Annotated in this window: 23 protein-coding genes; 16 read left to right on the top strand and 7 right to left on the bottom strand. The window is 46.0% G+C overall.

The window, feature by feature from the left end; all coding sequences use genetic code 11:
• The 4 genes from ACQY69_RS05150 (at position 1) to ACQY69_RS05135 (ending at position 4,296) form a co-directional block, all read left to right on the top strand.
• Positions 1-366: an AraC family ligand binding domain-containing protein gene (locus ACQY69_RS05150; RefSeq protein WP_428259183.1), complete on the top strand. Its 366-nt coding sequence runs from the start codon at positions 1-3 to the stop codon at positions 364-366.
• Positions 338-1,105 carry a helix-turn-helix domain-containing protein gene (locus ACQY69_RS05145; protein WP_428259182.1) on the top strand — a complete coding sequence of 256 codons (768 nt, stop codon included), beginning with the start codon at positions 338-340 and terminating at the stop codon, positions 1,103-1,105. Before ACQY69_RS05150 ends, ACQY69_RS05145 begins: the two co-directional genes overlap by 29 nt.
• Before the next feature lie 135 nt (positions 1,106-1,240).
• On the top strand, positions 1,241-2,662 hold the full coding sequence (locus ACQY69_RS05140) for an MFS transporter (RefSeq protein WP_428259180.1): 1,422 nt from the start codon (positions 1,241-1,243) through the stop codon (positions 2,660-2,662).
• 11 nt (positions 2,663-2,673) lie between these two features.
• Complete coding sequence (locus ACQY69_RS05135) at positions 2,674-4,296, top strand: amidohydrolase (RefSeq protein ID WP_428259179.1); 1,623 nt, start codon at positions 2,674-2,676, stop codon at positions 4,294-4,296.
• Between the two features lie 136 nt (positions 4,297-4,432).
• Here ACQY69_RS05135 and ACQY69_RS05130 read toward each other — a convergent pair whose 3' ends face one another.
• Positions 4,433-4,981 (bottom strand): metallophosphoesterase family protein, encoded by a 549-nt coding sequence (locus ACQY69_RS05130; RefSeq protein ID WP_428259177.1) that lies wholly within the window; start codon positions 4,979-4,981, stop codon positions 4,433-4,435.
• Between the two features lie 94 nt (positions 4,982-5,075).
• Here ACQY69_RS05130 and ACQY69_RS05125 point away from each other — a divergent pair, with 94 nt between their 5' ends.
• Positions 5,076-5,504, top strand: a complete 429-nt coding sequence (locus ACQY69_RS05125; protein WP_428259176.1) for a hypothetical protein — start codon at positions 5,076-5,078, stop codon at positions 5,502-5,504.
• Positions 5,505-5,515: 11 nt separating this feature from the next.
• Complete coding sequence (locus ACQY69_RS05120; RefSeq protein ID WP_428259174.1) at positions 5,516-6,262, top strand: Fic family protein; 747 nt, start codon at positions 5,516-5,518, stop codon at positions 6,260-6,262.
• On the opposite strand, the gene ACQY69_RS05115 is transcribed toward ACQY69_RS05120, so the two are convergent.
• From ACQY69_RS05115 to ACQY69_RS05090, 6 genes are all read right to left on the bottom strand, one after another.
• Positions 6,244-7,152 (bottom strand): sensor histidine kinase, encoded by a 909-nt coding sequence (locus ACQY69_RS05115; protein WP_428259173.1) that lies wholly within the window; start codon positions 7,150-7,152, stop codon positions 6,244-6,246. The genes ACQY69_RS05120 and ACQY69_RS05115 overlap by 19 nt on opposite strands.
• Before the next feature lie 11 nt (positions 7,153-7,163).
• Positions 7,164-8,015: an ABC transporter permease subunit gene (locus tag ACQY69_RS05110; RefSeq protein WP_428259171.1), complete on the bottom strand. Its 852-nt coding sequence runs from the start codon at positions 8,013-8,015 to the stop codon at positions 7,164-7,166.
• Positions 8,008-8,925, bottom strand: coding sequence for an ABC transporter ATP-binding protein (locus tag ACQY69_RS05105; RefSeq protein ID WP_428259169.1), 918 nt, complete (start codon positions 8,923-8,925; stop codon positions 8,008-8,010). Before ACQY69_RS05105 ends, ACQY69_RS05110 begins: the two co-directional genes overlap by 8 nt.
• Positions 8,926-9,030: 105 nt before the next feature.
• Complete coding sequence (locus ACQY69_RS05100) at positions 9,031-9,693, bottom strand: response regulator transcription factor (RefSeq protein WP_428261018.1); 663 nt, start codon at positions 9,691-9,693, stop codon at positions 9,031-9,033.
• A 1-nt stretch (position 9,694) separates the two neighbouring features.
• The gene (gene argH, locus ACQY69_RS05095) at positions 9,695-11,074 is read right to left on the bottom strand and encodes an argininosuccinate lyase (RefSeq protein WP_428259168.1); all 1,380 of its coding nucleotides are present in this window, start codon (positions 11,072-11,074) and stop codon (positions 9,695-9,697) included.
• Positions 11,025-12,293 (bottom strand): argininosuccinate synthase, encoded by a 1,269-nt coding sequence (locus tag ACQY69_RS05090; RefSeq protein WP_428259166.1) that lies wholly within the window; start codon positions 12,291-12,293, stop codon positions 11,025-11,027. The genes argH and ACQY69_RS05090 overlap by 50 nt, the downstream gene beginning before the upstream one ends.
• A gap of 203 nt (positions 12,294-12,496) precedes the next feature.
• Between ACQY69_RS05090 and ACQY69_RS05085 the strand changes: the two genes are divergently transcribed.
• The 10 genes from ACQY69_RS05085 to ACQY69_RS05040 all read left to right on the top strand — a co-directional run bounded on the left by ACQY69_RS05085 (position 12,497) and on the right by ACQY69_RS05040 (position 25,492).
• Positions 12,497-13,762 (top strand): AI-2E family transporter, encoded by a 1,266-nt coding sequence (locus ACQY69_RS05085; RefSeq protein ID WP_428259165.1) that lies wholly within the window; start codon positions 12,497-12,499, stop codon positions 13,760-13,762.
• Positions 13,759-14,679 carry a UDP-N-acetylmuramate dehydrogenase gene (gene murB / locus ACQY69_RS05080; RefSeq protein ID WP_428259163.1) on the top strand — a complete coding sequence of 307 codons (921 nt, stop codon included), beginning with the start codon at positions 13,759-13,761 and terminating at the stop codon, positions 14,677-14,679. Before ACQY69_RS05085 ends, murB begins: the two co-directional genes overlap by 4 nt.
• Positions 14,672-15,421 carry a PHP domain-containing protein gene (locus ACQY69_RS05075; protein ID WP_428259162.1) on the top strand — a complete coding sequence of 250 codons (750 nt, stop codon included), beginning with the start codon at positions 14,672-14,674 and terminating at the stop codon, positions 15,419-15,421. Before murB ends, ACQY69_RS05075 begins: the two co-directional genes overlap by 8 nt.
• Before the next feature lie 51 nt (positions 15,422-15,472).
• Complete coding sequence (gene rapZ, locus ACQY69_RS05070; protein ID WP_428259160.1) at positions 15,473-16,318, top strand: RNase adapter RapZ; 846 nt, start codon at positions 15,473-15,475, stop codon at positions 16,316-16,318.
• 109 nt (positions 16,319-16,427) lie between these two features.
• A complete protein-coding gene (whiA, locus tag ACQY69_RS05065) occupies positions 16,428-17,369 on the top strand; it encodes a DNA-binding protein WhiA (RefSeq protein ID WP_428259158.1) in 942 nt (313 codons plus the stop codon).
• A 21-nt stretch (positions 17,370-17,390) separates the two neighbouring features.
• Entirely contained in the window at positions 17,391-18,254 is an 864-nt protein-coding gene (locus ACQY69_RS05060) for a CorA family divalent cation transporter (RefSeq protein ID WP_428259157.1), read from the top strand.
• 2 nt (positions 18,255-18,256) lie between these two features.
• Positions 18,257-20,260, top strand: coding sequence for a class I SAM-dependent RNA methyltransferase (locus tag ACQY69_RS05055; RefSeq protein WP_428259155.1), 2,004 nt, complete (start codon positions 18,257-18,259; stop codon positions 20,258-20,260).
• Between the two features lie 95 nt (positions 20,261-20,355).
• Positions 20,356-22,518, top strand: a complete 2,163-nt coding sequence (locus tag ACQY69_RS05050) for an ATP-dependent nuclease (RefSeq protein WP_428259154.1) — start codon at positions 20,356-20,358, stop codon at positions 22,516-22,518.
• Entirely contained in the window at positions 22,518-24,257 is a 1,740-nt protein-coding gene (locus ACQY69_RS05045; RefSeq protein WP_428259152.1) for a UvrD-helicase domain-containing protein, read from the top strand. Before ACQY69_RS05050 ends, ACQY69_RS05045 begins: the two co-directional genes overlap by 1 nt.
• A 215-nt stretch (positions 24,258-24,472) precedes the next feature.
• Entirely contained in the window at positions 24,473-25,492 is a 1,020-nt protein-coding gene (locus ACQY69_RS05040; protein WP_428259151.1) for a virulence RhuM family protein, read from the top strand.
• The last annotated feature ends 7 nt before the right edge of the window (positions 25,493-25,499 follow it).

The raw sequence follows: 25,499 nt of genomic DNA, 5'->3' as shown, positions 1-25,499 counted from the left end.
ATGATAAGTCAGGATTATTATATGAAAAGCAAATTGCTGGTACGTCCCGATTTTGGTGAACGGTACAGTGATGTGGTAATAAGGAATACCGTCTGTCGGGAGCATCCGATACATATGCACGACTGTATGGAGATAGTGTTTGTGTTCAGAGGAGCATTGGAATGTAATGTTTCATTTGAGCGGTATGTGCTGCGTGAAGGGGATTTCATCGTTGTCAATTCATATGATCTGTATCAGCTGAAAGCGATAACAGAGGGGGGCGGTCATCTCGTGCATACATATAAGTCAGGAACGCTTCCATCCGGCGGAGGGCTTCATCATATGGTGGGAAGATATATTGAAACACAACAGGGAGAACTTCGCTAAGCAGGTAGAGAACATAAGGCAGCTCATCAGACAGTATGAGCGGTTCGATGTGGAAAAATCAGTAAACAATACCATCGAACGCATCCTCCAGCTTTTCAGGAAGGCATTCAGACTGGAAAATTTTCAGCTTGTGGGAGAGCATGATAAAGTACAGGGAAGTGAAATGGATATAAAGCGCGCAGGGGAGATATATATGTATCTGTACCGCCACTGTGACGAGAAATTGTCACTGGAAGTCATGGCAGCAAAATTTGCCATGAACAAGTACTATCTGTCGCATTTCATCAAAAAGATGGTAGGGAACGGATTCCAGAAGTCACTGAACATAATACGATGCGACAGGGCGGAGATCGCGCTGCTGGATGGAGAAAAGCCCATATCTGAGATACGGGAAGACTTCTCATTTTCCTCCAATCAGTATTTTAACGAGATGTTCAAGAGCGTGTTCGGGATGATACCAAACATGTATCGTAAAGCGCACAAGCAGGAGACTGTCGTGTATCGCGAGTTTTCGGAAACGCCTGTCAAGGATATCAGTTCACTGATGGAGGGGAAGCTCAGAGTGGGAGCGGAAGAAAAGCTGGTGGAGATACGACTAGGGAATGGGGCAGGAAGCATGACGGTCATAGAGTCCGCCGGAGATGAAGACGCGGTCACGAGATATGATCTGGGTGAAAAAGGGAAGATCCGGATAGATCTGCGGTCCGACGAGTGTATCATAGTGATAAGAAAACAATAATTGTTATCGAAAAAGCAAAAAAAAGCACGAAAAACTGAAATGAGACAATTTTCAGATAAAAGAGGGCAAGAAATCCACTTCAAAAGTCCTCTTTTTTATTTATAATGAGCGAATAAATAAAAGGAGGACGGTTAAATGGAAGAAAGAAAGGAAAAGACCGGGAAACTGTCAAATGGGACTATCCTGGGGTATGGATTCGGCGCGATGGCAGATGCTGCCGCATACAATTTTTATGTCATGTATGCCTTGTATTTTCTGACTACTATAGCAGGCATGGGCGCCGGAAGGGCTGGTATCATCATTTCGGCAGCTACCGTCATATCATCGGTATTCGGATTGGTCATAGGGCCGCTCAGCGACAATACCAAGAGCAGACTCGGGAGAAGGAGGCCATATATATTAGCCGGAGGGATCCTGATGCTTATAGGCTTGACGCTGTTTTTCAGACCTGTCGATCTGTCCGGAGGCGCGCAGTTCGCGTATTATCTGTGTATGTTCATCATAGTGAACCTGGCGTACGGGGCGTTTCTGGTGCCGTATAATGCGCTGGGAGCTGAGCTCACCGATGATTACGATGAGCGTACCAAGCTGAGAACACCGGCTACGTTCATGAATTGTGTCGGGAATATCATCGGGATATCATTGCCACTTACGGTAGTGGGAATATTCGTGGGCCGTGGTTCGTCTGAAGGGTCAGCATGGAATTACTTTGCCATCATCGTTGGAGCGGCATGTTTTCTGGCGCTTTTCATAACATTTATGACAACAAAGGGCAAGGAGATGCCTCCGGAAAAACTGGAAGAGGAGAGAAAGGAAATCAATCCGCTGAGGACTTTCTGGCAGATACTTAAAATGAAGCCTTTCAAATACATAATCGCTATACTGGTGCTGTTCGCTATAGGGTATATGGTGTTCCAGTCCGGATTGGTATACTATGTGCTGTATTGTGCAGGACTTACGGAGGCTCAGTATTCGACGGCCATGTTCATATATGTGTTCATAGGAATGGGCTGGACGGTAGTGATCTCGTTTATAGCGACAAAGATGAATAAAAAGAACGGGATGGCATTCTGTTTCCTGATAAGCGCGGCGGGCATGACAGTGTTGTACTTTACGGGAGTTCACTCATTTGCCATGCTTATCGTGCTGCTGCTGATATTCGGTCTGGGAAACGGCGCTTACTGGCTGATCATCTATCCGATCGTCTATGATCTGGCTGAACTGTATGAGTATAAATATGGGAAGAGGAAGGAAGGCGCCCTGATGTCCCTTTATGGAGTCATATTCACTCTTTCGACGGCACTGGGAACTCAGGTACTGACGCTGACCATGATTGCGGCAGGATACGATCCGTCTCTCACCGCGCAGTCGGAAGGAACAGTAAGTGGTATATCCGCTATAGTTATAGGAATACCTGTTATCGTATTCATACTGGCGGCCATATGTTGTATAATATATCCGATGTCGAAAAAAACTTTTGAAAAGCTGATGAGCGAGCTGGAGAAGAAAAGGGCCGGAGAGAAAAATGACGAGGAAGGTTTGGAAAGGATAGTATAAAGGTGACAGATATGATGATATTGTATAATGGAAAAATCTATTCAAAGGACGGATTTTGTCAGGCGTTGCTCATAGATGGGAAAAACATCGTCGCTACAGGCAGTAACGAAGAGATAAGAGCCATGGCAGGCCATGGGGACAAGTATATAGATCTGGAAGGCAGACTGGTATTGCCGGGTTTCGTAGACTCTCACGCTCACGGACCTTTGTCCTTTGAGCAGAAGAGCAACATAGATCTGTATGCTGATGAAACAAAAGAGGAGTACCTTAAGACGGTAGAAGACTTTGTAAAGGCTCATCCGGATAAACGAATGTACTCAGGGATGGGCTGGCTCAACCCTGCTTTTGACGCATTGGGACCGGATAAGGAGTCATTGGACAGGATCTGTGACGACCGACCTGTGATATTGCGATCGGGAGACGGCCATTCTGTATGGGCCAATTCAAAGGCCATAGAGATGGCAGGGATAACGGATGAAACACCTGATCCTGACGGCGGCACGATAGAGAGGAACGAGGATGGTTCCACTCACGGAACATTCAGGGATCAGGCCCAGGAAATCATGCTGGCGTTGATACCAGAGCCCACGGTGGAAGAATTCATGGAAGCGATCGAAGGCTTCCAGGATATGATGGTGTCTTACGGTCATACGGCTGTCTTCGATCCGTTGGTAGCCTTTGATGGTAATCTCAACAAGGCTTACAGGAGGATGAACGAAGAGGGAAGACTCAAAATGAAATTCGCTCTGGCATATTCCAGCATGCCGGAGGATCCTGAGGGGTCCCTCGAGGGGTACCGGAAGGGAAGACCGTTAAAAAACGGGAAGCTTACGGAAGGGACCTTCGTCAAGGTGTTCATAGACGGAGTAGTGGAAGGCGGGACCGCTTGCCTTAAAGAAGACTATTGCAATCAGGAGGGCTATTGCGGCAGACCGTTGTGGAGCCAGGATACGCTCAATGATTTCTGTGCGGAAGTCGATCGGCTGGGATATGATCTGCATTTCCATGTCATCGGAGACGCAGCGGTACAGCAGGTGATCGAGGCTATGGAATATGTGAAGCAGGAAAACGGCAGCCGGGCCAGGAATACTGTGGCCGCCCATATGCAGATAGTGGATCCTGCTGATTACGACAAGTTGAAGGAACTTGATATCAGGGTATCGTCAAACCCTTACTGGTTCGTGAAAGCTCCCGGATATTATGAGGATATCGAGCTTCCGTTCCTGGGAAAGAGGGCTGAAACAGAGTATCCGATGAAGTCCTTTTTCGATATGGGGCTTGTCGTATCGGCCGGAAGCGATTATGCGGTAACGCCTAGACCTTATCCTATGGAAGGGATACAGCTGGCCATGCTCAGGACTCTTCCGGAGGAAGATCATCTCGATCCGGAAAAGGTCCTCGGCGCTGCCGAGAAAATCACGCTGGAGCAGGGGCTGGACGCATTTACGCTAAACGGCGCCGTGACCATGGGTATAAGCGATGTTACAGGAAGCCTGGAAGCAGGCAAATGCGCTGACATAGTGGTGATGGAGCAGGATGTATTCCAGACAGCTCCCGAGAAGCTGTTCGAGACAAATGTATATATGACTATCTCAGACGGAGAGATCGTGTACGAAAAAGACGGCCGGAAATAAAGTCTTATGCAGACATACAGCATGTGAGCAGCCCGTTCTGTCAGGATTTTTACAGAACGGGCGTCTGCCGGGCGCACATTCCAACAGGTGAAAGACACGAATCCGCCCGGCGGCGCAATCGCCGCAGATCCTGTCATCAAAATCTGTCGCTGTAATTGAGGAGATTTCTCAGAAAACCTGACTGAGGCGGTTTGCGTCCACCCATGATAGTAGAGTAATAGACGATAGAGGCGTCGAAGCTGTCCTTTGACGTCCTGATGATGGCATAGGAGCCGTCGCTGCCGTCCCTCGGCAGGGTGAGGCTGCCGGGATTGATCAGATGTATCCCCTTGTCCTCGCCGACGAAGGCCCTGTGAGTGTGGCCGAAGACGACGGCGCGGCAATCGTTTTCCAGCGCCTTGTACAGCAGATTATCCAGCCGGTATTTGACGTTTTCCATATGGCCGTGGGTCACCAGTATATCCCCATATTCAGTGGCGACCGTCTCAAAATCATCATGGCTGTAGCCGTTGTCACAGTTGCCTTTTACGGTGACGACGGGAACCTTCAGCTCTTTGGACAGAGCCTTTCCGTCGCGTATGAAATCCCCTGCATGTATTATCATGTCGATATCGGTCAGCTTCGGCCAGATATCCCGTACCTTATCAAGTTTTCCGTGAGTGTCGCTTATGGCTAAAATTTTCATAAAATCAGTTTAACACAACTAAGTGGCGTTGACTAGGTCGATATTTTCATATAAAATTAAAAATAACGAAAAAAAGGAAAGAATTGGTCAGGATATGTCAGAGAAAAGCAAAGTAATAAAGATAGACGGCCAGGAGCTGGCGGGAAAAGCCGCGGAGTTCAGGGAAGCGGGGATCACCGGCGTGATAGTGAGACTGGATACACTCAATCACACAAGATATCACGATATCAGCGAAGGAAAATCATTGCAGACGGTGATAGACGGGATAAACGGCGCGATAGACCAGCAGCTGGCGGTAAGGCTGGATGTAGCCATAACGGAGGGATTCAACGATGACGAGGTGTTGGATTTCCTTCAGCTTACGCTGCAGCACAGGTGTGATATCGTATTTCTCCCGACGATAGATTATGGGATATTGAAGGAAAAAATGCCCGCTCTCAGGAAGATAGACGGGGCCTCTGGCGAAGTGGAGATGTACAAATACCCTATGGCTGTAGGCCGCATCGGATTCATCAAGGATTAGGAGAATGATATATGCATGAAAAGCTGTACAACATGAAAAAAGAGTTGGCCGGCCTTCTCAGGAGCGACAGACTTCTCAGGTCCGCGGTGAAGGAAGTGAACAAGATAGACATGATAAGGGGTTCGCTGATAGTGAGAAACCCTAAGCACGATGAGATAGCCGTGGATGAGATCCTGAAAGGAGAGCTGCCGAGGGATGTACCGGTAAAGGATTACGTCTTCATAGAGAACTTTTGCAAGGTGATAAACGTAGCCTACAATTGTCTCGAAATGGGCAATTATCTGGACAAGTATCTGCTGATAAGCGCCTACAGGATACTGGCGGAGGATGAAAACGGCTATTTCAGAAAGACTAATCCGGTAGTGTACTCCTTCAACCACGTGCCGACCTATTCGCTGGACGTGGAGGAGAAGCTGGATGAGTCACTGCGGCGGGTCTACAGTCCCGAAGCAGGCAATAATGTCATCCTCAAAGCCATGTACATCCACAATAAACTGATAGAGATATATCCTTTCAGCGAGTACAGCGGGGAGTTGGCGGTGTTTGCCATGAATTACTATCTCATGGAAAACGGGCTGGCGCCTATACATATGCCTCTCTCCAGAGAGGATTACTTCAATATAGTCGGCGACTGCCTGAAGGGGCAGAGACAGGAAGAATTCTATCATTTCCTGTGCAGAGCCGTCTACGACAAGATGCAGGGCACTATCGACGCCTGCGAGGAATATCTTAAAAATCCTCAGACGGAAGAGCGCTGACTGTCTTCAGGAAAAGACAGGATGATGAAAAGCCGTCCGTCGTGGTATTCTGATTTGAGAGAGCCTCCCATCTGCTGGCTCAGCATTTTTGCTATGGAAAGACCCAGACCTGTGGAATCCCTGGCGTTTTCCACGGTATAGAAACGATCCAGGAGCCGTCCGGCGGAAATGGGATCCAGACCAGACGCTTCATTGGAAAAGGTAACGGTTCCGGTTTCATCGAGATATACATGAAGATCGCTGTCGCTGTATTTCAACGCATTGCTTATTATATTGCCGAATATTCTATTGAGGAGAGAAGGGTCGAGAAAGCGATAGACGGGTGTTTCGGGAAATGAGATATCCGGCGCAAGGCCCTTCTGTTTTATCGTACCGTAAAAGGACAGGAGACTGTCCTCCAGGGCGATTTTCATATCCAGTTTTTCAGGACGCAGCTGTCGTGAAGAGGACATGAGAGAGTAACGGAACAGCTCTTCCGTAAGCTTTTTCATCGCCTCAACTCTGTTTTCCACCTGATTTAGATAGCGTTTCCCGTCAACCGTGGTCTCTTCCTGCCGCAACAGTTCCAGATAACCGCAGATTGCTGTCAGCGGTGTCCTCAGGTCGTGTGAGATATCGGTGACAGCTTCTTTCAACTCTATATCGCCCTGTTGGAACCTGCGCCGCTCTTTTCGAAGGAGGCGCAGCTGTTCGTTTATATTCCCGGCCAGCTCCCTGACGGCGCTGTCCTGATGGGGAATATCTATAAGGGTATTTGTATCCGTGGTAAGCCGCCGGGAAAATTCCCGGCTGACTGTACGCACGGATTTTTTCATGAGAAATATTTTCAAAGAGAGCGCTGCGACGATGCACAGCAGGACTGCGATAGCGGTCCAGAGCAGGATTTCCATGTTTTTTCTCCTTATTTCATGTCCTTCCTTCGGAAGAAAAACAGGCCGATGCCTGTGGAGGCTACTGCGATGATGAGAGAATAGGCAGGCATCCTCTTCGGATGGAGAGCATCTCCGGAGGCGCACTGTATCATCTGACCTCCCGGCAGGAAGTCGTAGAGGAACTGATAGACCTGGCGTTCGGTCCCTTCCAGGTAATTAGGGTTTTTTATCATAGTCGCGTCAGGCGGACCGTTTTCGCTGCTGTAATATCCATATTCTTCTCCATAGTCATAGACAGGGTACATTTCTTCTTCGTTCAGCCTGGCGTTGAGATATGTCCCGGCGAAGAGCAGGATGAAGGCCAGCAGAATACATGTGACGGCCGATGATGCTTTGCTGCTGATGAGCATGGATATCACTGTGAACAGTGCTGACGCAGCTATGATGAGGCACAGCAGTATCGCGACGAAGGTCATCACCGTTTTTGCCGATATGGTGAATGTTCCCAGGAGCGGCAGCCCTGTGGCTAGATAGGCGGCCGAGTAGGCAGCAGTCATCAGCAGACATGCAGCGATGCAGATCACCAGATTGGCCAGATAAAGGCTGACCCTGTTGTGTCCGGCTATCACCTTGTTCCTGATAGTCCCGCTGCTGTAATCGGCGCCGATAAACAGGCTGCAGAATACCGATGATAATATCACGGCGAAGACGGCTGATGTGAAGAAGTTTCCTTCCAGTGTGTACACCAGTCCATATTTCTGGGAATCAGCATAGGCGGCCAGTGGGAAGGATATGCCGGCAATGGCCATAAAAACCATGGATAGCCAGAACAGTAGGTTTTTCTTGAGGCGGAAAAATCCGGCGGATAAGAGTTTATTCATCGTGGCCACCTCCTATCAGGTTAACGTAGTAGCTCTCCAGGCTTTCGTCACGTTCCTGCATGGATAGCAATTCACATCCTTTTTCCGCCAGAGCGGAGTCCAGCCTGGAAACGCTCACCTGGGCGAAAATGTCGGCCTGTGAGTTTTCCAGGACGCTGTACTGGATATCCATATCATCGAGAACCCGGCATAGGATCCGTATGTCGGATACTTTTACCCGGACACACTTGCGGCAGGCCGCCTCCAGTTCACGGGCGCTTATCTCTTTGATCATCTGTCCTCTGTCGATGAACCCATAGTGAGTGGCCAGCCGGGACAGTTCCGACAGGATGTGGCTGGAGATGAGGACCGTTATCTGCCGTTCCCTGTTGAGCTTGAGTATCAGTTCCCGTATCTCGATGATACCTTGAGGATCAAGGCCGTTGACAGGTTCGTCCAGTACGAGAAAATCCGGATCTCCTGCCAGGGCTATGGCTATCCCCAGTCGTTGACGCATGCCAAGAGAAAAATGTTTAGCTTTCTTTTTCCCGGTGTTCTCAAGACCTACCAGTTCCAGAAGCTCCGGGATAGTGCTGTATGACGGTATTCCCAGGACTCGGTACTGCATTTTCAGATTGTCGATGGCTCCCATATCGGGATAGATAGAAGGCGTTTCGACAACGGCGCCTATGCGCCTTCTGGCCATTTCCATATCTTTTACGCAGTTGTTTCCGGCGCCGTAGAGGGAAAAGCTGCCGGAAGTCGGCTGCTGCAGTCCACATATGAGACGTATCAGCGTCGTCTTGCCTGCTCCGTTTTTTCCTACGAATCCGTAGATAGAGCCCTTGGGGACATGGATGGAAAGTCCGTTGAGAGCCTTGAAATCTCTGTATGATTTGCTCAGTCCATCGGCGGACAGAACGTATTCCATAAGTATTACCTCCTTGTCTTTGATAGATGCAGTCTAGCACCTGACCGTAAAGACAGCGGTAAAGAAAAAGGTAAAGAATTGGTAAAGATATGAGGGCAGGCGCGATCAGCCGTCTATCGCTCTGAAACCGATGCCCCATACTGATTCGATATATTCGTCATCCGACACCTGGCGAAGTTTCTTGCGGATGTTGCTGATATGTATCTTGAGAGAGGTCTCGGTACAATCTGGAGTATCGGCGCTTATCCTGTCCAGGATGGATGATTTGGAGATAACTTGGCCGGGATTGAGCATCAACAGCTTCAATATGGCGTATTCGGTCTTGGTCAGCTTTATCTCTTTGCCACCTGCGGATACACTGTGTGAAAGGATATCCAGCTTAAGGTCTTTCACTGATAATATCGATGATGGGATATTTTTTGACGGGCGGAGATGGACCGCTATCCTGGCCAGCAGTTCTCTGATATCAAAGGGTTTTGTGACGTAATCTATTGCGCCTTCCGACAGGAGGCTGACTTTATCGTCGATGGCCGCCTTGGCACTGACGACGATCACCGGGATACCGGTGATATGTTTGAGTACCTCTTCGCCTGTGAGTCCGGGCAACATCAGATCCAGAAGTATCAGATCCGGTCTGTTTTCCGAGAGAAGGTAGACGGCTTCCGTACCGGAATAAGCGCGAAGGCAGTCGTAGCCTTCGCGCTTCAGTATTTCTTCCAGCATATCGCCTATATATTGGTCGTCATCTATTATAGCTATGGTTTTCATTTCAGCTTCTTTCGTTTTTCTTTTCATCGATATCCGCCAGTTGAGCCTCGACACTTTCAAAGGACGTGGAGCCCTTGGATCTCTTGGCCTTTATACAGCTCCTGACAGCTATCTTGTCGTAGATGTCGTCGTCGAACTTATCGGAGAAGGACTTGAATTCCTCCATGGTCAGTTCGTCCAGCGCGATGCCTTTGTTGATGCAGTACAGGACCATCCGGCCGATTATTTCATGACAATCCCTGAAAGGAAGTCCCTTGGAAACCAGATAGTCTGCCGCGTCGGTAGCGTTCATGTATCCGTACTTGGCCGCCTTTTCCATATTTCCGGTCTTCACCTTCATGGTCAGTATCATTTCGGTGAAGATGCTGACGGAAGCCTTGAGAGTATCTGCTGCATCGAATACCGGTATTTTATCTTCCTGAAGGTCTTTGTTGTAGGCCATTGGAAGACCTTTGCATATGGTCAGCAGACTCATCAGATCGCCGTATACACGGCCGGTCTTGCCGCGTATCAGTTCTGCCATGTCAGGATTCTTTTTCTGAGGCATGATGCTGCTCCCTGTCGAGAAGGAATCGTCGATCTCGACAAAGTCGAATTCGGCCGAGCTCCACAGGATAAGCTCCTCGCAGAAACGGGAAAGGTGCATCATGGTGATGGCGCAGCAATTTATGAATTCGATGGCGAAGTCTCTGTCGGCCACCGCATCCATACCATTGGGCAGCACCTGGGCAAAACCCAGCTCTTTTGCCAGAAAATCTCTGTCGGTATCGTAAGTGGTGCCGGCAAGGGCGCCGCTGCCCAGAGGCAGCCTGTCTATCCTTTGGAGACAATCGTCGAATCTTTCCATGTCTCTGGAGAACATCTGATAGTAAGCCAACAGATGGTAGGCCAGGGTCACCGGCTGAGCACGCTGTAAATGGGTATAGCCTGGCATTACAGTATCGGTGTGTTCCTTCGCCAGTTTTTCCAGCGCGTCTTCCAGCTCTGTAAGCACGGACCTGACGGCGGCAGTTTCTTTCTTGAGATAGAGGCGTATGTCAACGGCGACCTGATCGTTACGACTCCTTGCCGTGTGGAGCTTCTTGCCGACATCGCCTATCCTCTCTGTGAGGATGGACTCGATGTTCATGTGGATATCCTCAGATTCGATGGTGAACTCCACCTTGCCCTCCTCGATGTCTTTCAGGATATCCTGCAGCGTTTCAACTATCAGGAGGGATTCGTCAGGCGTTATGATGCCTTGCTTCCCCAGCATCCTGGCGTGGGCGATGCTTCCCGTTATATCTTCTCTGTACAGTCTCTGGTCGAACTCAATGGAAGCGTTGAATTCATCAGCGGACGAAGTCGCCGCCTTTGAGAACCTTCCTTTCCAAAGCTTCATGTTCCTTGGCTCCTCCTTCTACGGTCTGTTTCTGAATAGCTCGTATTTTAAGCGGCAGCGAGAACAGGTTTATGAACCCTTCCGCATCGTGCTGGTCGTACACCTCGTCCTTGCTGAATGTGGCGAATTCCTCGTTGTAGAGGGAATAAGGGGACTTTCTCGCCGCTACTGTAGCGCTGCCTTTGTACAGCTTCATCTTGACGGTGCCGGTCACTTCCTTCTGGGTTACGTCCACGAAGGCGCTGATGGCTTCTCTTACAGGTGTGAACCAGAGGCCGTCGTAGACCAGCTGAGCGAATTTCTGAGCCACGATGTTCTTGTATTGAGTCGTATCCCTGTCCAGGATCAGCTGTTCCAGGCCTGAGTGAGCTGCGAAGAGGATGGTCCCTCCGGGAGTCTCATATACGCCTCTGGACTTCATGCCGACCAGACGGTTTTCTATGATGTCGATGGTTCCTACACCGTTGGCGCTTCCCAGTTCGTTGAGTTTCGTCAGCAGTGAGATGGGATCCATCTTTTTCCCATCGAGAGCGACAGGGATGCCCTGCTCGAAATCTATGTCTACATAAGTCGGCTTATCAGGAGCCTTTTCAGGTGGTACACTCAGCACATGGATAGTGTCGAGATGCTCGTTCCATGGGTTTTCCAGTTCGCCGCCTTCGTGACTGATGTGCCAGATATTCTCGTCACGGCTGTATATTTTTTCTGTAGTCTGGCTGATAGGAATGTCGTGAGCCTTGGCGTATTCGATCAGATCTTCCCTGGAGCTGAAATCCCAGAATCTCCATGGTGCGATGATCTTGATCGCAGGATTGAGGGCCTTGATGGTGGTCTCGAAACGAACCTGGTCGTTTCCTTTACCTGTACAGCCATGAGCGATGTAGAAGGCTTCCTCTTTTTCGGCGATCTCCACCAGTTTCTTAGCCATAAGAGGCCTTGCCATGGATGTTCCCAGCATATACTGGCCTTCGTAGATGGCGCCTGCTTTCAGGGTAGGCCATATGTAATCGGTTATGAATTCCTCTCTTATATCTAAAGTGTACGCTTTTACCGCACCTGTTGCCAGCGCTTTCTTTTCCACGGCATCGAAGTCTTCCTTCTGTCCCGCGTTGCAGCATACGGCGATTACGTCGTAGTCGTAAGTCTCCTTGAGCCAGCAGGCCAGGACCGATGTGTCCAGTCCGCCCGAATAAGCCAGTATAACTTTTTCCTTAGCCATTTTCTTTTCCTCCTGTAAACGTTTTTTATTTGTATGTTATTACTCTAAGAATGAATAAAAATTTACAACTGGTTATTATTATACATTAGAAAATGGTAAATTCAACCCTATTGATGAAAAAAATATAAAAATTATGTGATGGCTAAAAAATATGGAGACTTTGCATATAAATTATTGTAGAATAGAACTATAGAGGTGGGGAAATGAAGATCCGTTTTGAGGAAAAACATATAAAATGGGGGCTTACTGCGTTTCTGGTCGTTTTATGCAGTATTATTGTATTTTTTGCGATATACAGATTGCGGGACGTCAGTGAAGTCATCAATGTGATATTGGCTATACTCACTCCATTCATATATGGGCTGGTGATGGCATATCTTCTTTGCCCTGTATACAATTTTACCGTGAGGAGCATATATGCTCTTACAAAGCGGGTAAATGTCAATATCCCAAGGCCGTTGACGGTTTCTAAAGCGGTGGCCAGTCTTGTTTCTATCATAGTGCTGCTGGTGGTCATAACGGGGATATTGTGGATGATCATCCCGGGCCTGGTGGAGAGCATCGCCAACATCATACAGCTGTTGCCTGACAGTATGGATTCTCTCAGGAGCTGGCTGGATGTCAAGCTGGTCGGATGGCCGGAAGCTCAGGCCGTTCTGAACGGATGGATAAACAACTTTACTGAAAACGCCATAGCGTTCGTCACCGAGAGGCTGCTGCCGGAGTACAGTTCCATAGCGGCAGGCATATCCGAGGGTGTTATGGGAGTCTTCAATGTGGTGAAGAACTTTTTCCTGGGGATAATAATATGCGTGTATTTCCTCAACAGCAAGGAGAATTTCGCTGCGCAGATGAAGAAAATAATCATGGCCGTATTCAGCAGGAAGGCAGCCGATGAGATCGTCCAGGGCGCTCATTTCACCAACAGGACATTCGGAGGATTCATAAACGGGCAGATAATAGATTCGTTCATAATAGGGCTCATATGTTTTATCGTGATGACCTTGTTCGGATGGGAATATACTCTTCTTATAAGTTGTATAATAGGAATAACTAATATAATCCCGTTTTTCGGGCCGTTCATCGGCGCAATACCGTCGGCGTTACTGCTCCTGATGGTGGATACGAGGCAGTGCATATACTTCGTTATATTCATAATCATATTGCAGCAATTTGACGGGAACATACTGATACCTAAGATACAGGGCAGCAGCACGGGGCTGGCCAGTTTCTGGGTATTGTTCGCTGTGCTGGTAGGAGGAGGCTTATTCGGCTTCATAGGTATGGTCATAGGTATCCCTATGTTCGCTGTCATCTACGCATATGTTTCAAGAGCGATAAACAACAGACTGGAAAAGCGAGGGTTGGCTACGGATCTGGCGGAATACAAGGTGGATAATTATACGGTAAGACGGAAGACGGAAAGAATGAGGCCACTTAAGATGAGAAAAAGGCGGGAAAAACGATGAAGATAGATGAATTGAAGAAGGCACTGACGGATTTGGCAGGGGACGCCGCGGCTGAGATCATAGTGGAAGATGCGCCTATGGCGGAGTATACGTCATTCAGAGCAGGCGGGAAGGCCAGACTTATGGTAAGCCCGCGTGATGCGGAGCAGCTCAAGGATATGCTGAGAGTATTGTCGGAATCAGGCTGCAGATATATGATATTCGGAAACGGCTCCAATATACTGGTGAAGGACAGTGGATATGACGGTGTCATGGTCAGGATAGGAAAAGGTCTGGATAATATCAGACGGGAAGGGGAAAACCTGATCTGCGGAAGCGGTGCGCTGATGTCGGCAGTAGCCAGAGCGGCGCTGGAGGAAAGCCTCACGGGGTTCGAGTTCGCGTCGGGAATACCGGGCTCTATTGGAGGGGCGGTATTCATGAATGCCGGAGCCTATGGCGGAGAGCTGCGGGATATCCTGGCAGGAGCCAGACTGATCTCCAAGGATGGAAAAAACGAGCGCTATGTGACCGGACGTGAGCTGGATATGGGGTACAGGCATACGATATTACATGAAACAGGTGATGTGGTAGTCGAAGCGGAGCTGAAGCTCAGGAAAGGCGATCAGAAAGAGATAAAGGAAGAGATGAGTCAGCTGATGAAGCGGAGAAATTCGAAACAGCCTGTCAATTTTCCCAGTGCAGGAAGCTTTTTCAAGAGGCCTGAAGGGTATTTCGCCGGAAAGCTGATACAGGACGCGGGACTTAAAGGTCTCGTCGTAGGGGGAGCTCAGGTATCGGAGCTTCACAGTGGATTTATAATAAACAAAGGGGGAGCCACGGCATCGGACATCCTGCAGTTGGCGGAGATCATCCAGGCCAGAGTGTACGATGAATCCGGGGTGAGACTGGAGATGGAGGTAAGGATAATTGGGTAGCAATGAGAAGATTTCGGACAGGTACAGACTCGTCTATGATCTACATACCCATACCACATATTCCCATGGGAAGGGGTCTGTAGAGGATAACGTCAGGGAGGCGTTCAACAGGAAGCTGGAGTTCATCGCCATTTCTGACCACGGGCCGGGTCATCTGTTCTACGGCATCAACAGGAACGAAATAGTCAATATGAGAAACGATATCGAGAGGATGAATGTCAAGTATCCCAAGCTCAACGTGAAGATGAGCGTGGAAGCCAATATCGTGGAAGGCGGCAATGGACTGGACATCACGCCGGAGGAGTTCGAGGAATTCGATTTCGTCATAGCCGGATATCATTACGGGTTGTTCGGCTGTCACTGCATCAGGAACTGGCTCTGGAACAAGGGCTTCAGGAGCGGTGAGGACAAGCTGAAAAAGATCAATACGGATATGGTGATAAGGTCTCTGAAGGAAAACGATATAGCCATCCTGACCCACCCAGGAGACAAGGGCCCCTTTGATATACGGGCAATCGCCGAAGTCTGCGCGGAGACTGATACTCTGATGGAGATAAACACATGGCACGGTCATATGACGGTGGAGGAGATAAAGATAGCCGCGCAGGTGGAAGATGTGAAGTTCATCATCAGCAGCGACGCCCATACTCCCGACAGGGTGGGGGATTATAAGGAAGGGATAGAGAGAGCCGCGGAGGCAGGTCTGGATCTTAAAAGAATAGTTAATATAGAGGAAATATAGCTGCATGAGCTGTGTGGCCGCGGAGACCCGGCGGTGCAAGGGGGAAGAGCAATGAAAGCGATAATAGTTACAGGACTTTCGGGAGCGGGAAAGACCCAGGCGGTGGACTGCCTGGAAGATATGGGGTATTACTGTGTGGACAATATGCCGCCGGCTCTCATCAAGAGTTTCATAGACCTGGCGGGAAACGGCAAAGGTATAGATAAGGCAGCTTTTGTCATAGATGTCAGAGGCGGAAAGCTCTTTGACGATCTGAAAGAATCACTGGAAGAGATGAAGAAAGATGAGATGGATTTCAAGATATTGTATCTGGAGGCATCGGACGATACGTTGCTTAGAAGGTATAATGAGACCAGAAGGAGCCATCCTCTTTCGGAAGGCGGACCGGTGGCGGTAGGGCTGCACAGAGAGCGTGAAATGCTGGAGGAATTGCGAAAGCAGGCTGATTATGTCATCGATACATCCAACATGAAGTCAGCCCAGCTGTGGGCGGAGATAAAGCACCTTCTCACATCGGAGGAAACCAGCGATACGTTTATCATCAATATCATGTCCTTCGGATACAAGAGAGGGACTCCGATGGCTGCCGATATGGTGTTTGATATGCGTTTCATCCCCAATCCGTATTACGTGAAATCCCTGAGACCACTTACAGGCAACAACGCCAAAGTGAGCAAGTATGTGCTCAAGCACAAGGTCACCAACGATTTCATCGAAAAGGCCATGGATATGATAGATATGCTGATACCGTTTTACATCAAAGAGGGGAAGTACAGCCTCAATGTCTGCATCGGATGTACCGGAGGACATCATCGCTCCGTGGCGGTGGCAAATGAGCTCCACAGGCGGCTTCGGGACAGCGGCAGACGTACGACGCTGGAACACAGAGACTTATAGGCGAAGAGGCGATAGATGAGATGACAGGCAGGCTGCCGCATGAGGGATGGTGAGACGTCCGGGCGGCAGCCTTTTCAATATGTGGAAGGGGAGAAAGGAATGGTGAAGTATGTCTTTTTCATCGGAGACTAAAAATGAGCTGGCACGCATCATGCCGGAGAAGAAATGTTGTATGCTGGCCGAGATAGCAGGGTTCATACGTTTTGCCGGGAGTATACACCTGGCAGGGGGCGGCAAGTTCAGGATAGTGATGACCACATCCAACCCGGCTGTGGCCAGACATTACAAGACATTGATAAAGACATATTTTTCCGTCGATACGACGGTAGGCATGGGACAGGAAAGTTCACCCAAGAAGGGACATTCGTATATGCTTTCCATAGGGCCGGAAAATCTCAGCGAACAAATACTCAGGGAAACGGGGATACTGATGGTCAAGGAAGGTATGAATTTCATCAGTGACGGCATATATGACGGACTTGTAAGGACGAAATGCTGCCGAAAGTCGTATCTCAGAGGGGCATTCCTTGGATCCGGCACCGTCAACAATCCGGAGAAGGAGTATCACTTCGAGATAAGCACTGGTACGGAAACGCTTGCAAAGGATATGCGGAAGCTCCTGAACAGCTTTGCCGATATAAACGCGAAGATAGTAAATCGAAAGAAGGGGTACGGCGTATATCTCAAGGCAGGAGAACAGGTGCGTGACGCTATTGGTATAATGGGGGCATCAAGCCAGTTCTTCAAGTTTGACGAGATAATGATGATGAAGGGGCTCAGGTCTCAGACATACAGGCTCAACAACATTGACAACGCCAACATCGACAAGTCCATAAAGGCTGCCGAAAAGCAGATACTCAGTATAAGAAGAATAATAGAAGAGCGAGGGCTGGACTTTCTGTCGGCTAAGCTGCGGGAGGCGGCGGAGCTGCGGCTGGAAAACCCTGACGTGGGGATAGAGGAGCTGGGGAAAATGATGACGCCCCCGCTTTCCAAATCTGGGATGAACAACAGATTGAGGCGGATAGAGGAGATAGCGAAAGAGCTGTGATACAGAGGAGCTGTTATACATATGGAAAACTTTGAGATCATGTCGGCTGACGACTTCTTCAGTAAATACGGAGAATTGGCCGGACAAAGACTGATGTTCGGGCGCCCTGCTGCCGTGAAACACTGCAGCGCCAACGTGTTTGGTGACTGCGTAGCAGGAACTCTGCTGATACCTGACAAGAAGGATACGGAAAAGGTCAGGCTCAGATGCGGATTCCGGCTGGACGGGGACAGGCTGCTGATAATAGACGATGACGGACAGGCCGAAAAGATAATGAGAGAGGTGCAGGATGGCGGCAGCATAGATGGGGCGGGAGCCGCCTTCATCATGTTTTCTCTGATCGAATATGTGATAAGGGACGATCTGTTGTTCCTTGATGGATATGATAAAAAGCTGGACGCGGTGGAGGACATGGTGACCGACGGTAGTCGCGGGATACCTGATGATTTTGACGGATATCTGTCGCAGCACAGGAAGAATCTGCGGGACCTGGCCAGCTATTACAAATTGCTGGCCGATGTGGTGGATGAGCTGGAGGCGTTCATGTCGAGGACAGGAAACGAGAGAGACCGGCAGTTCTTCGCTTACCTTGGCAACAGGATAGACAGGCTTTATCAGGACGTCATGGGGATGGCTGAATACGTGATGCAGATAAGGGATATCCATCAGTCCAGGATCAACGCCCAGCAGAACAAGGTGATGCAGATACTGACCATCGTGACGACCATATTCATGCCGCTCACACTGATAACGGGATGGTATGGCATGAACTTCCGCAATATGCCTGAGCTTGATATGCCTTGGGCGTATGGCATCGTCATCGCGGCGGCTGTCATCGTCGTCATTGTGGAGATAATTATATTCAAGAAGAAAAAGTGGTTTTAGAAATGGAGAGGAATGATTTGAAAAAGGGTGACAGCGTCGAGATCGTAATAGAGGATATGAGCGGTGAAGGCCAGGGTATAGGAAAGGCCGATGGATTCGTAGTGTTTGTCCCGGGAACCGTGGTGGGGGACAAGGTGAAGGCGGAGATGACCAGAGTCAAGAAGAACTATGGATTCGCAGATATGGTGGAGATGGTAGAGACATCGCCGTATCGGTCCGGTGAATTCGATTGCGTTTTTTTCGATGAGGGGTGCGGCGGCTGTCCATATGGAAAACTGGAGTATCCTCAGCAGCTTAAACTCAAGGAGCGCCAGGTGCGGGAAAAGCTGCAGCGGCTGGCAGGGCTGAAAGAACCGGTTGTGATGCCTATCATCGGCATGGATGAGAGCGACAACGATGGCAGTGGGACGTTCAGATACAGGAATAAGGCGCAATTTCCCATCAGTACGGGAGGCATAATCACCAGGAAGGGCGGTATCGTGGAAAATCTGGGAGAGCCGGCTGTTGGATTTTTCCAGGCCAGGAGTCACCTGGTGGTGGATTGCGGAGATTGTTACCTCCAGTCGCTGCCAGCTATGGCGGCTGCCGACGCTCTCAGGCGTTTCATGGCGGAGGATAACATCACTGCGTGGGATCCCAGATGGGAGAAAGGTCTGATGCGTCATCTTATCGTGAAAACCGGATTTTCCAGCGGAGAAGTGATGGTGATACTGGTCATCAACGGCAACGGGATACCTAACGTCCAGAAGCTGATAGAGATGATGGATGAAGCTATATATGATGTGGGATATTCTCTTGAGAGCGTTGTCCTCAGTATCAAAAAGAGCAAAGGCATCACTACGCCAGGCGGAAAAAAGGCCGGTAACGGCAAGGGCCGCGGCGACCGTCGCGATATGGGAAGCATGAGAGGCATAGGCGATGTTCAAATTTCCGGCTCCGGGGACAATCGCAGTATCATGGGCGATAAGAATGTAGTGGCAGCCGGGAAACCGGTGATAAACGACAGGCTGGGCAGCCTTGAACTGGAGATATCGCCGGCCAGTTTTTATCAGGTGAACCCGGTACAGATGAAGAGGCTATACGATAAGGTGAGGGAGTACTGTGGGTTCGGCCGCCCGGACGAGTTCCGGGATATGGCCGCCCCCGACCCGGACAATCCGGCGGCCGGGCCGGAGACAGAGGCGGCCGCAAGCGCCACGGCCCCGAACGGCGACTTGGCCCCGGGAGGCAGTAAACCCGTGGTACTGGATATATATTGCGGTGTCGGTACCATAGGCCTTTACTGCGCCGATGAGGCTGAGGCCGTCGTCGGCATAGAGTCGGTGAAGGAAGCCGTTATCGACGCCAACAGGAACGCCGTCATCAATGGAATCGTCAATGCGCGATATATATGCGGCAGAGCAGAGGAGGTATTGCCGGCCTGTGTGAAGGCGGCAGGAAAAACAGATGGCGACACGGCTGCTGTCGATGAAGAACTGGCGGCTCAGATACGCCGTGCCGACATAGCTATACTGGATCCGCCGAGAGCAGGCTGCAGGCCTGAGCTTTTGGAAGCAGTGGCTTCCGTAGGCGTTGGAAAAATAATCTACGTGTCCTGCGACCCGGCTACTTTGGCGCGGGATGTGAGACTGCTTGGGGACTTGGGATATGAATTCGTGGAGGGGACTCCTGTGGACATGTTTCCGCATACAGGGCATGTGGAAACTGTGTGTTTGCTTTCCAAACTTAAAACAGATAAACATATCGATGTGGAATTGGATATAGATGAGCTTGATTTAACAACTGCGGAAAGTAAAGCCACTTATGGGGAAATCAAGGATTATGTTTTGAAGCAAAGCGGATTGAAAGTCAGTAACGTGTATATTGCACAAGTAAAGCAGAAATACGGCATTATTGAGAGGGTAAATTATAACCTGCCGAAATCGGAAAATTCCAGACAGACGAAATGTCCGCCAGAGAAAGAGGCAGTTATAAGGGAAGCATTAGCCCATTTTCGCATGATTTGATAACATCTTAAAGGTGGATTATTTTTCTAAAATTTATATATTTGAGCCTTTATATAATATATTTTTGTGGGAAATTTTCATGGGAGGAATTAGCTTTGTTTTTAAATTATTTACAAATAGTGAATTATAAAAATCTTAGTTCTACACGTTTTTCTTTTACTGAAGGTGTGAATACAGTTATTGGCGAAAATGATTCGGGAAAATCTAATGCAATGACGGCTTTGAGAATTTTGCTGGATGATACATATTATTATAATACTAAAAGGTTAAAGGAAAATGACTTTTCTGATTTGTTAAGTAATTGGAAGGGACACTGGATTATTCTTTCAGCAGTATTTGGAAAGATTACTTCTGAAGACAAAGAAACAGAGGTATGTGCTGGAATTGTGCCAGAAAAAGAAAATGAAGATTTTTTAAAGTCTTATATCAAGAGTGGAGCAGATAATATTGGTGTAATTTCTCTTTTTATTCGTCCACAAAAACAAGTGCGGAAAAAACTGAGTGAAATTACAGATGTTGTAGAGTTTGAAAAAGAGAGAAATAAGATAAAGCTATCTGATTATGAATTTTATTATACGAGTAGATCACAGACTGATTTTACCGACAAAGATATTTATAAGAGCATTGTTGGAGATTTGGAAAATGGGGAATGTTCTAATCCTGATGAAGATGATGATGAAATTTTAGGCTGTAAATTGAATATTGCTGATGTGCAGGATCATATTTCAGTAGTATTTATTGACGCATTGCGTGATGTAGCAAATGAATTAAGAAAGCCGAAAAATCCAATTAGAAGAATTATAGAATCAGTAGAATCCTTAATAAAGGAATCAGAAATAGATGCAATTAAATCAGAAATTGTAAAGTTAAATAAATCTATATCAGAAGTCGATCAGGTCAAGTTAGTAGGGAAAAAAATTAATGAGAAACTGCTTGATATGATAGGAATGGTGTATTCACCAGAGATAATTTTAGAGTCTGGATTGAAGGATGATATAAATTCTTTATCACGATATTTATTTATGAAGCCGTCAAAACAGAATGATATTGATTCTTTAGGGTTAGGCCATTTAAATATGATTTATATGGCTTTAAAAATTGTTGAATACGAGATGAATAGGACACGAGAATTGATAAATATTATGATAATTGAAGAACCAGAAGCACATATACACACGCATATTCAGAGAACTTTATTTGATAAATTAAAAATAACCAAAGATTATACACAGATTATAACAACTACTCATTCTACTCATTTGGCAGAAGTATCGGAGATAAGAAATGTTAATATCCTTAAATCAATTGGAAGTAAGAGTATTTCAATGCAACCAAGTCAGGGGCTTGATGAATTTGGAAAGAAGAATTTGCAGTTAAAGAATTTAACATTATCTGACTGTGTTGAACGTTATTTGGATTCCAAACGTTCTGTGTTGCTGTTTTCAAAGGGAGTAGTATTGGTAGAGGGTGACGGAGAAGAAATATTGATACCCAATATTATTAAGACTGCACTAGGGGTATCTTTGGATGAGCTGGGAATTGGTCTGGTTAATGTGGGTAGCGTTTCATTTGAGTATATTGCCAGTTTGTTTAGTGAAGAAAGAATTCAGAGATCATGTGCTATTGTTACGGATGAAGATGTGCAGATTGTAGAAGCAGATAGTAAATTATATAAGGCAGAAGCAGAGGCGAGAGGAAAGAATAGAAAGAAAAAGTTGGAAACTTTATATGGCCAGAATCCTTGGGTAGAATCATTTTATGCGCCACATACCTTAGAGGTTGACTTTGCCCTAGTTGATGAGAGGGCGAATAGTGATTATATTAGCGAAATAATAGACTTGAATTATGTTGATTCGAATACTATTAAAAAACATAAGGAAAATTTAAAACAAGGAACAGATGCAGCATGTGCAAAAACCGTTCTAACATTAGCCAGAGATATGGGAAAAGGGTGGTATGCTACTACTCTTTCAAATTATATTGATGTGGCAGTTAGCGTTCCGCAATATATTTTGGAAGCAGTTGCATTTGCGAGCAGAGAAGTGATTTCAATAGATATTGTTTTTAAGATGGTAGAATATTCAATAAGTGAATATGAAGAAAAAGATGATAGTGAATTGGAAAAGAAAATTGAAAAAGCTATAACACAAGAGGAAAAGAGGAATTGCATTAAACAATTTAGAAAAGAATACGAAGAAGATGTAGTTACAAAATTTTTGGAAGCAGTTGATTGGTATTGTGGGGATTGGTGTAAATAATGGATAATATGTCTTTTTTGAATAAACTAAATCCACAGCAAAAACAAGTTTGTATTGATGAGAGAAACATATTGCTCAAGGCGTGTCCGGGAAGTGGAAAGACAAGGACGTTGACTTATAAATTAGCATATTTAGCGCAAAAATATATTTCTTCAAAAAAACTTAATATTGCAATAACATATACAAACAGAGCCGCAGACGAAATTAGGGAGAGATTAGAAAAATTAGAAATTCCAGAGGATAAGGTTTGGGTAGGGACTATACATCAGTTTTGCCTAGAATTTGTTATTAGACCATATACGATGTATCATGAACGTTTGCGAAAAGGATATCATATCATAGATGAATATGTTACCAAGCAATATATTGAAGAAATAATGGAAGAACTTGGAATTTATATTGGATATAATAAACCTTTTGATTACCCGGAAATATTAGAGAAGTATCAAAAAAAATTGTTAGATGAAAAAGAAATAGATTTTAATGATATTTTAAGTATATCATTTGACTTGGTAAATAATAAAAAATTTATTGCAGAGAATCTTTCTGGAATAATCAGAACGATTCTTGTAGATGAATATCAAGATACAAATGAGCTTCAATATAAAATATTGAGTAGTGTTGTAATGGCTGATAAGAAGATACAAGTAACTTTTGTAGGGGATACAGATCAGGCAATATATGGAGGGCTTGGCGGAGTTGCAAAGACGTGTGATGAATTGCAAAAGGAGTTTGGAATAAAGTTTCAAGAAAGAGAATTAGATGGCTGTTATCGTTCAACTCAGCGGATAGTTGATTATTATTCAAACTTCCAATTAAAAAGTATGATGATACAAGCGGTATCAGATATAAAGGATGAAACAGGGCACTTAGTTTATGATAATACCATAAATAAATCTGAACTGTTTGAAAAAATTGCTTATATTATAAAAGATGAACTCTCCAAAGGAATTCCGGATAATGAAATATGCATTATTGCACCTCAGTGGTGGTTGCTTTTTCCTTTATCTAAAAAGATGAAGGAATTATTACCAGATGTAAAATTTGATGCACCTGATATTACACCGATAAAATATGATCCCATGAATGTCTTTTATCTTATTTCAAAATTACTTTTTACAGAGTCAGGGCGAAGGATAAAGTTAAGAAAGAGAGTTGCAAATGAGATAATAGAAATTTTGACAGAAGAATATAAGATCTGTTTATCCGAAAAAATTGATTCATACAGGGTATTAAAAATTATTAATTCTGTATCTAAAATTAATGAAAATGCAATTGTCTATTTAGAGGAAGTGATAACAAGATTTCTTATGGAACTTGGGATTGATTTAAGTATAGAAGCATCTTTGTATAAGGCATATGAGGATTTTATGGCAAAGGTTAAAGATAGGGTAAAAAATAACCATTTATCTACAGATATTGATGTGTTTAAACAATGCTTTAAAGAAAAAGAGGGAGTAGTTATTAATACATTTCACGGTGTAAAGGGTGAGGAATATACTACAGTTATTGCGTTTGGAATATTAAATGGCTATATTCCACATTGGGATATTATAAAAAATGAATCACTTGATTATCGAGAAGCTGAAACAAAAAAGCTATTATATGTTGTTTGTTCACGAGCAAAGAACAATCTATATTTATTTTCGGAACAAGGTCGTACTACGCAAAAGGGAGTTCCGTTACTATCAACGGATGAGATATTAGCAATTGATTATGAGTATGACAGTTTGATATAAATATCAAGACAGTGAGTCGTTGGAAGAAAAAAGGAAATTTTGTTTAGATTACTATGACATTGATAAATCAGGATGAGATGCCGATTATGGAAATATGGACTTTTAACAGTAAGAGAAAATATTGCAGTATCATATATGGAAAATAACTGCTTTATTAATCGTATTTCTTTTAGAGAAAAATCAATTAATTGTTTGGGATGACAGGACGGTGAAAAATGAAGAAATCAGAAGATAGATTACATATAGTAGAGAACGAAATTCTCATCTATCAAACGGAAGACGGACAGACGAAAATAGATGTTAAATTCGAAGAAGAGACAGTTTGGCTTACACAGGCGCAATTATGCGAACTCTATCAAACCAGTAAATCCAATATCAGTGAGCATATTAAACACATTTTTGAAGAGGGCGAACTGGAAGAAACTTCAGTTGTTCGGAAATTCCGAACAACTGCTGCTGACGGGAAAAAATATAATACAATACATTATAATCTTGATATGATCATTTCTCTTGGGTATAGAGTGAAATCAAAAATTGCCACAAATTTTCGTCGCTGGGCTACCGAACGATTAAAAGAGTACATGATAAAGGGCTTTACAATGGATGATGAGCGCCTGAAAAATCTGGGCGGTGGTAATTACTGGAAAGAACTGTTAGACCGCATACGGGATATACGTTCGTCTGAAAAGGTTATGTACCGACAGGTCCTTGACCTTTATGCAACGAGTGTTGACTATGATCCCAAGAGCAGTGAATCTATTGCCTTTTTTAAAATGGTGCAGAACAAATTGCATTATGCAGCGCATGGACATACAGCAGCGGAGGTTATATACGAGCGTGCGGATGCAAGCCAGCCTTTTATGGGATTGAAGAGTTTTTCTGGTGACTTTCCTACTTTAAAGGATATAGGCATTGCAAAGAATTACCTTAATGATGAAGAATTAAAAATATTGAATAATATTGTATCGGGATATTTTGATTTTGCAGAAATTCAGGCTATGCGTCATCATCCTATGTATATGTCAGATTATGTGGAACATCTTGATAATGTTTTGAAGACTACCGGGGAAAAGGTGCTGCAGGGTGCCGGTACAATCAGTCATGCGCAGGCAATTGAGAAGGCAACAGAAGAGTATAGAAAATATCAGGTACAGAATTTGTCACCGGTTGAAGAGGAATATTTGGAAAGCATTAAAAATATTCAAAGCATAGTAAAGAAAAAAGATAATAACTAATAGAACA

This window comes from Gallibacter sp. Marseille-QA0791 (assembly GCF_965119705.1).
Taxonomy (GTDB): Bacteria; Bacillota; Clostridia; order Peptostreptococcales; family Anaerovoracaceae; genus Lentihominibacter; species Lentihominibacter excrementipullorum.
Note: the sequence above shows the minus strand (reverse complement) of the source record. Positions and strands in the feature narration are given on the sequence as shown.

Excerpts from the sequence above, each read along its gene's own strand:
- whiA (WP_428259158.1), top strand. The coding sequence starts at position 16,428 with ATGTCTTTTTCATCGGAGACTAAAAATGAGCTGGCACGCATCATGCCG.
- argH (WP_428259168.1), bottom strand. The coding sequence starts at position 11,074 with ATGAAGCTTTGGAAAGGAAGGTTCTCAAAGGCGGCGACTTCGTCCGCT.
- ACQY69_RS05125 (WP_428259176.1), top strand. The coding sequence starts at position 5,076 with ATGTCAGAGAAAAGCAAAGTAATAAAGATAGACGGCCAGGAGCTGGCG.
- ACQY69_RS05115 (WP_428259173.1), bottom strand. The coding sequence starts at position 7,152 with ATGGAAATCCTGCTCTGGACCGCTATCGCAGTCCTGCTGTGCATCGTC.
- ACQY69_RS05060 (WP_428259157.1), top strand. The coding sequence starts at position 17,391 with ATGGAAAACTTTGAGATCATGTCGGCTGACGACTTCTTCAGTAAATAC.
- ACQY69_RS05140 (WP_428259180.1), top strand. The coding sequence starts at position 1,241 with ATGGAAGAAAGAAAGGAAAAGACCGGGAAACTGTCAAATGGGACTATC.
- ACQY69_RS05105 (WP_428259169.1), bottom strand. The coding sequence starts at position 8,925 with ATGGAATACGTTCTGTCCGCCGATGGACTGAGCAAATCATACAGAGAT.
- rapZ (WP_428259160.1), top strand. The coding sequence starts at position 15,473 with ATGAAAGCGATAATAGTTACAGGACTTTCGGGAGCGGGAAAGACCCAG.
- ACQY69_RS05110 (WP_428259171.1), bottom strand. The coding sequence starts at position 8,015 with ATGAATAAACTCTTATCCGCCGGATTTTTCCGCCTCAAGAAAAACCTA.
- ACQY69_RS05135 (WP_428259179.1), top strand. The coding sequence starts at position 2,674 with ATGATGATATTGTATAATGGAAAAATCTATTCAAAGGACGGATTTTGT.
- ACQY69_RS05090 (WP_428259166.1), bottom strand. The coding sequence starts at position 12,293 with ATGGCTAAGGAAAAAGTTATACTGGCTTATTCGGGCGGACTGGACACA.
- ACQY69_RS05045 (WP_428259152.1), top strand. The coding sequence starts at position 22,518 with ATGGATAATATGTCTTTTTTGAATAAACTAAATCCACAGCAAAAACAA.
- ACQY69_RS05130 (WP_428259177.1), bottom strand. The coding sequence starts at position 4,981 with ATGAAAATTTTAGCCATAAGCGACACTCACGGAAAACTTGATAAGGTA.
- ACQY69_RS05100 (WP_428261018.1), bottom strand. The coding sequence starts at position 9,693 with ATGAAAACCATAGCTATAATAGATGACGACCAATATATAGGCGATATG.
- ACQY69_RS05150 (WP_428259183.1), top strand. The coding sequence starts at position 1 with ATGATAAGTCAGGATTATTATATGAAAAGCAAATTGCTGGTACGTCCC.
- ACQY69_RS05040 (WP_428259151.1), top strand. The coding sequence starts at position 24,473 with ATGAAGAAATCAGAAGATAGATTACATATAGTAGAGAACGAAATTCTC.
- ACQY69_RS05085 (WP_428259165.1), top strand. The coding sequence starts at position 12,497 with ATGAAGATCCGTTTTGAGGAAAAACATATAAAATGGGGGCTTACTGCG.
- murB (WP_428259163.1), top strand. The coding sequence starts at position 13,759 with ATGAAGATAGATGAATTGAAGAAGGCACTGACGGATTTGGCAGGGGAC.
- ACQY69_RS05055 (WP_428259155.1), top strand. The coding sequence starts at position 18,257 with ATGGAGAGGAATGATTTGAAAAAGGGTGACAGCGTCGAGATCGTAATA.
- ACQY69_RS05120 (WP_428259174.1), top strand. The coding sequence starts at position 5,516 with ATGCATGAAAAGCTGTACAACATGAAAAAAGAGTTGGCCGGCCTTCTC.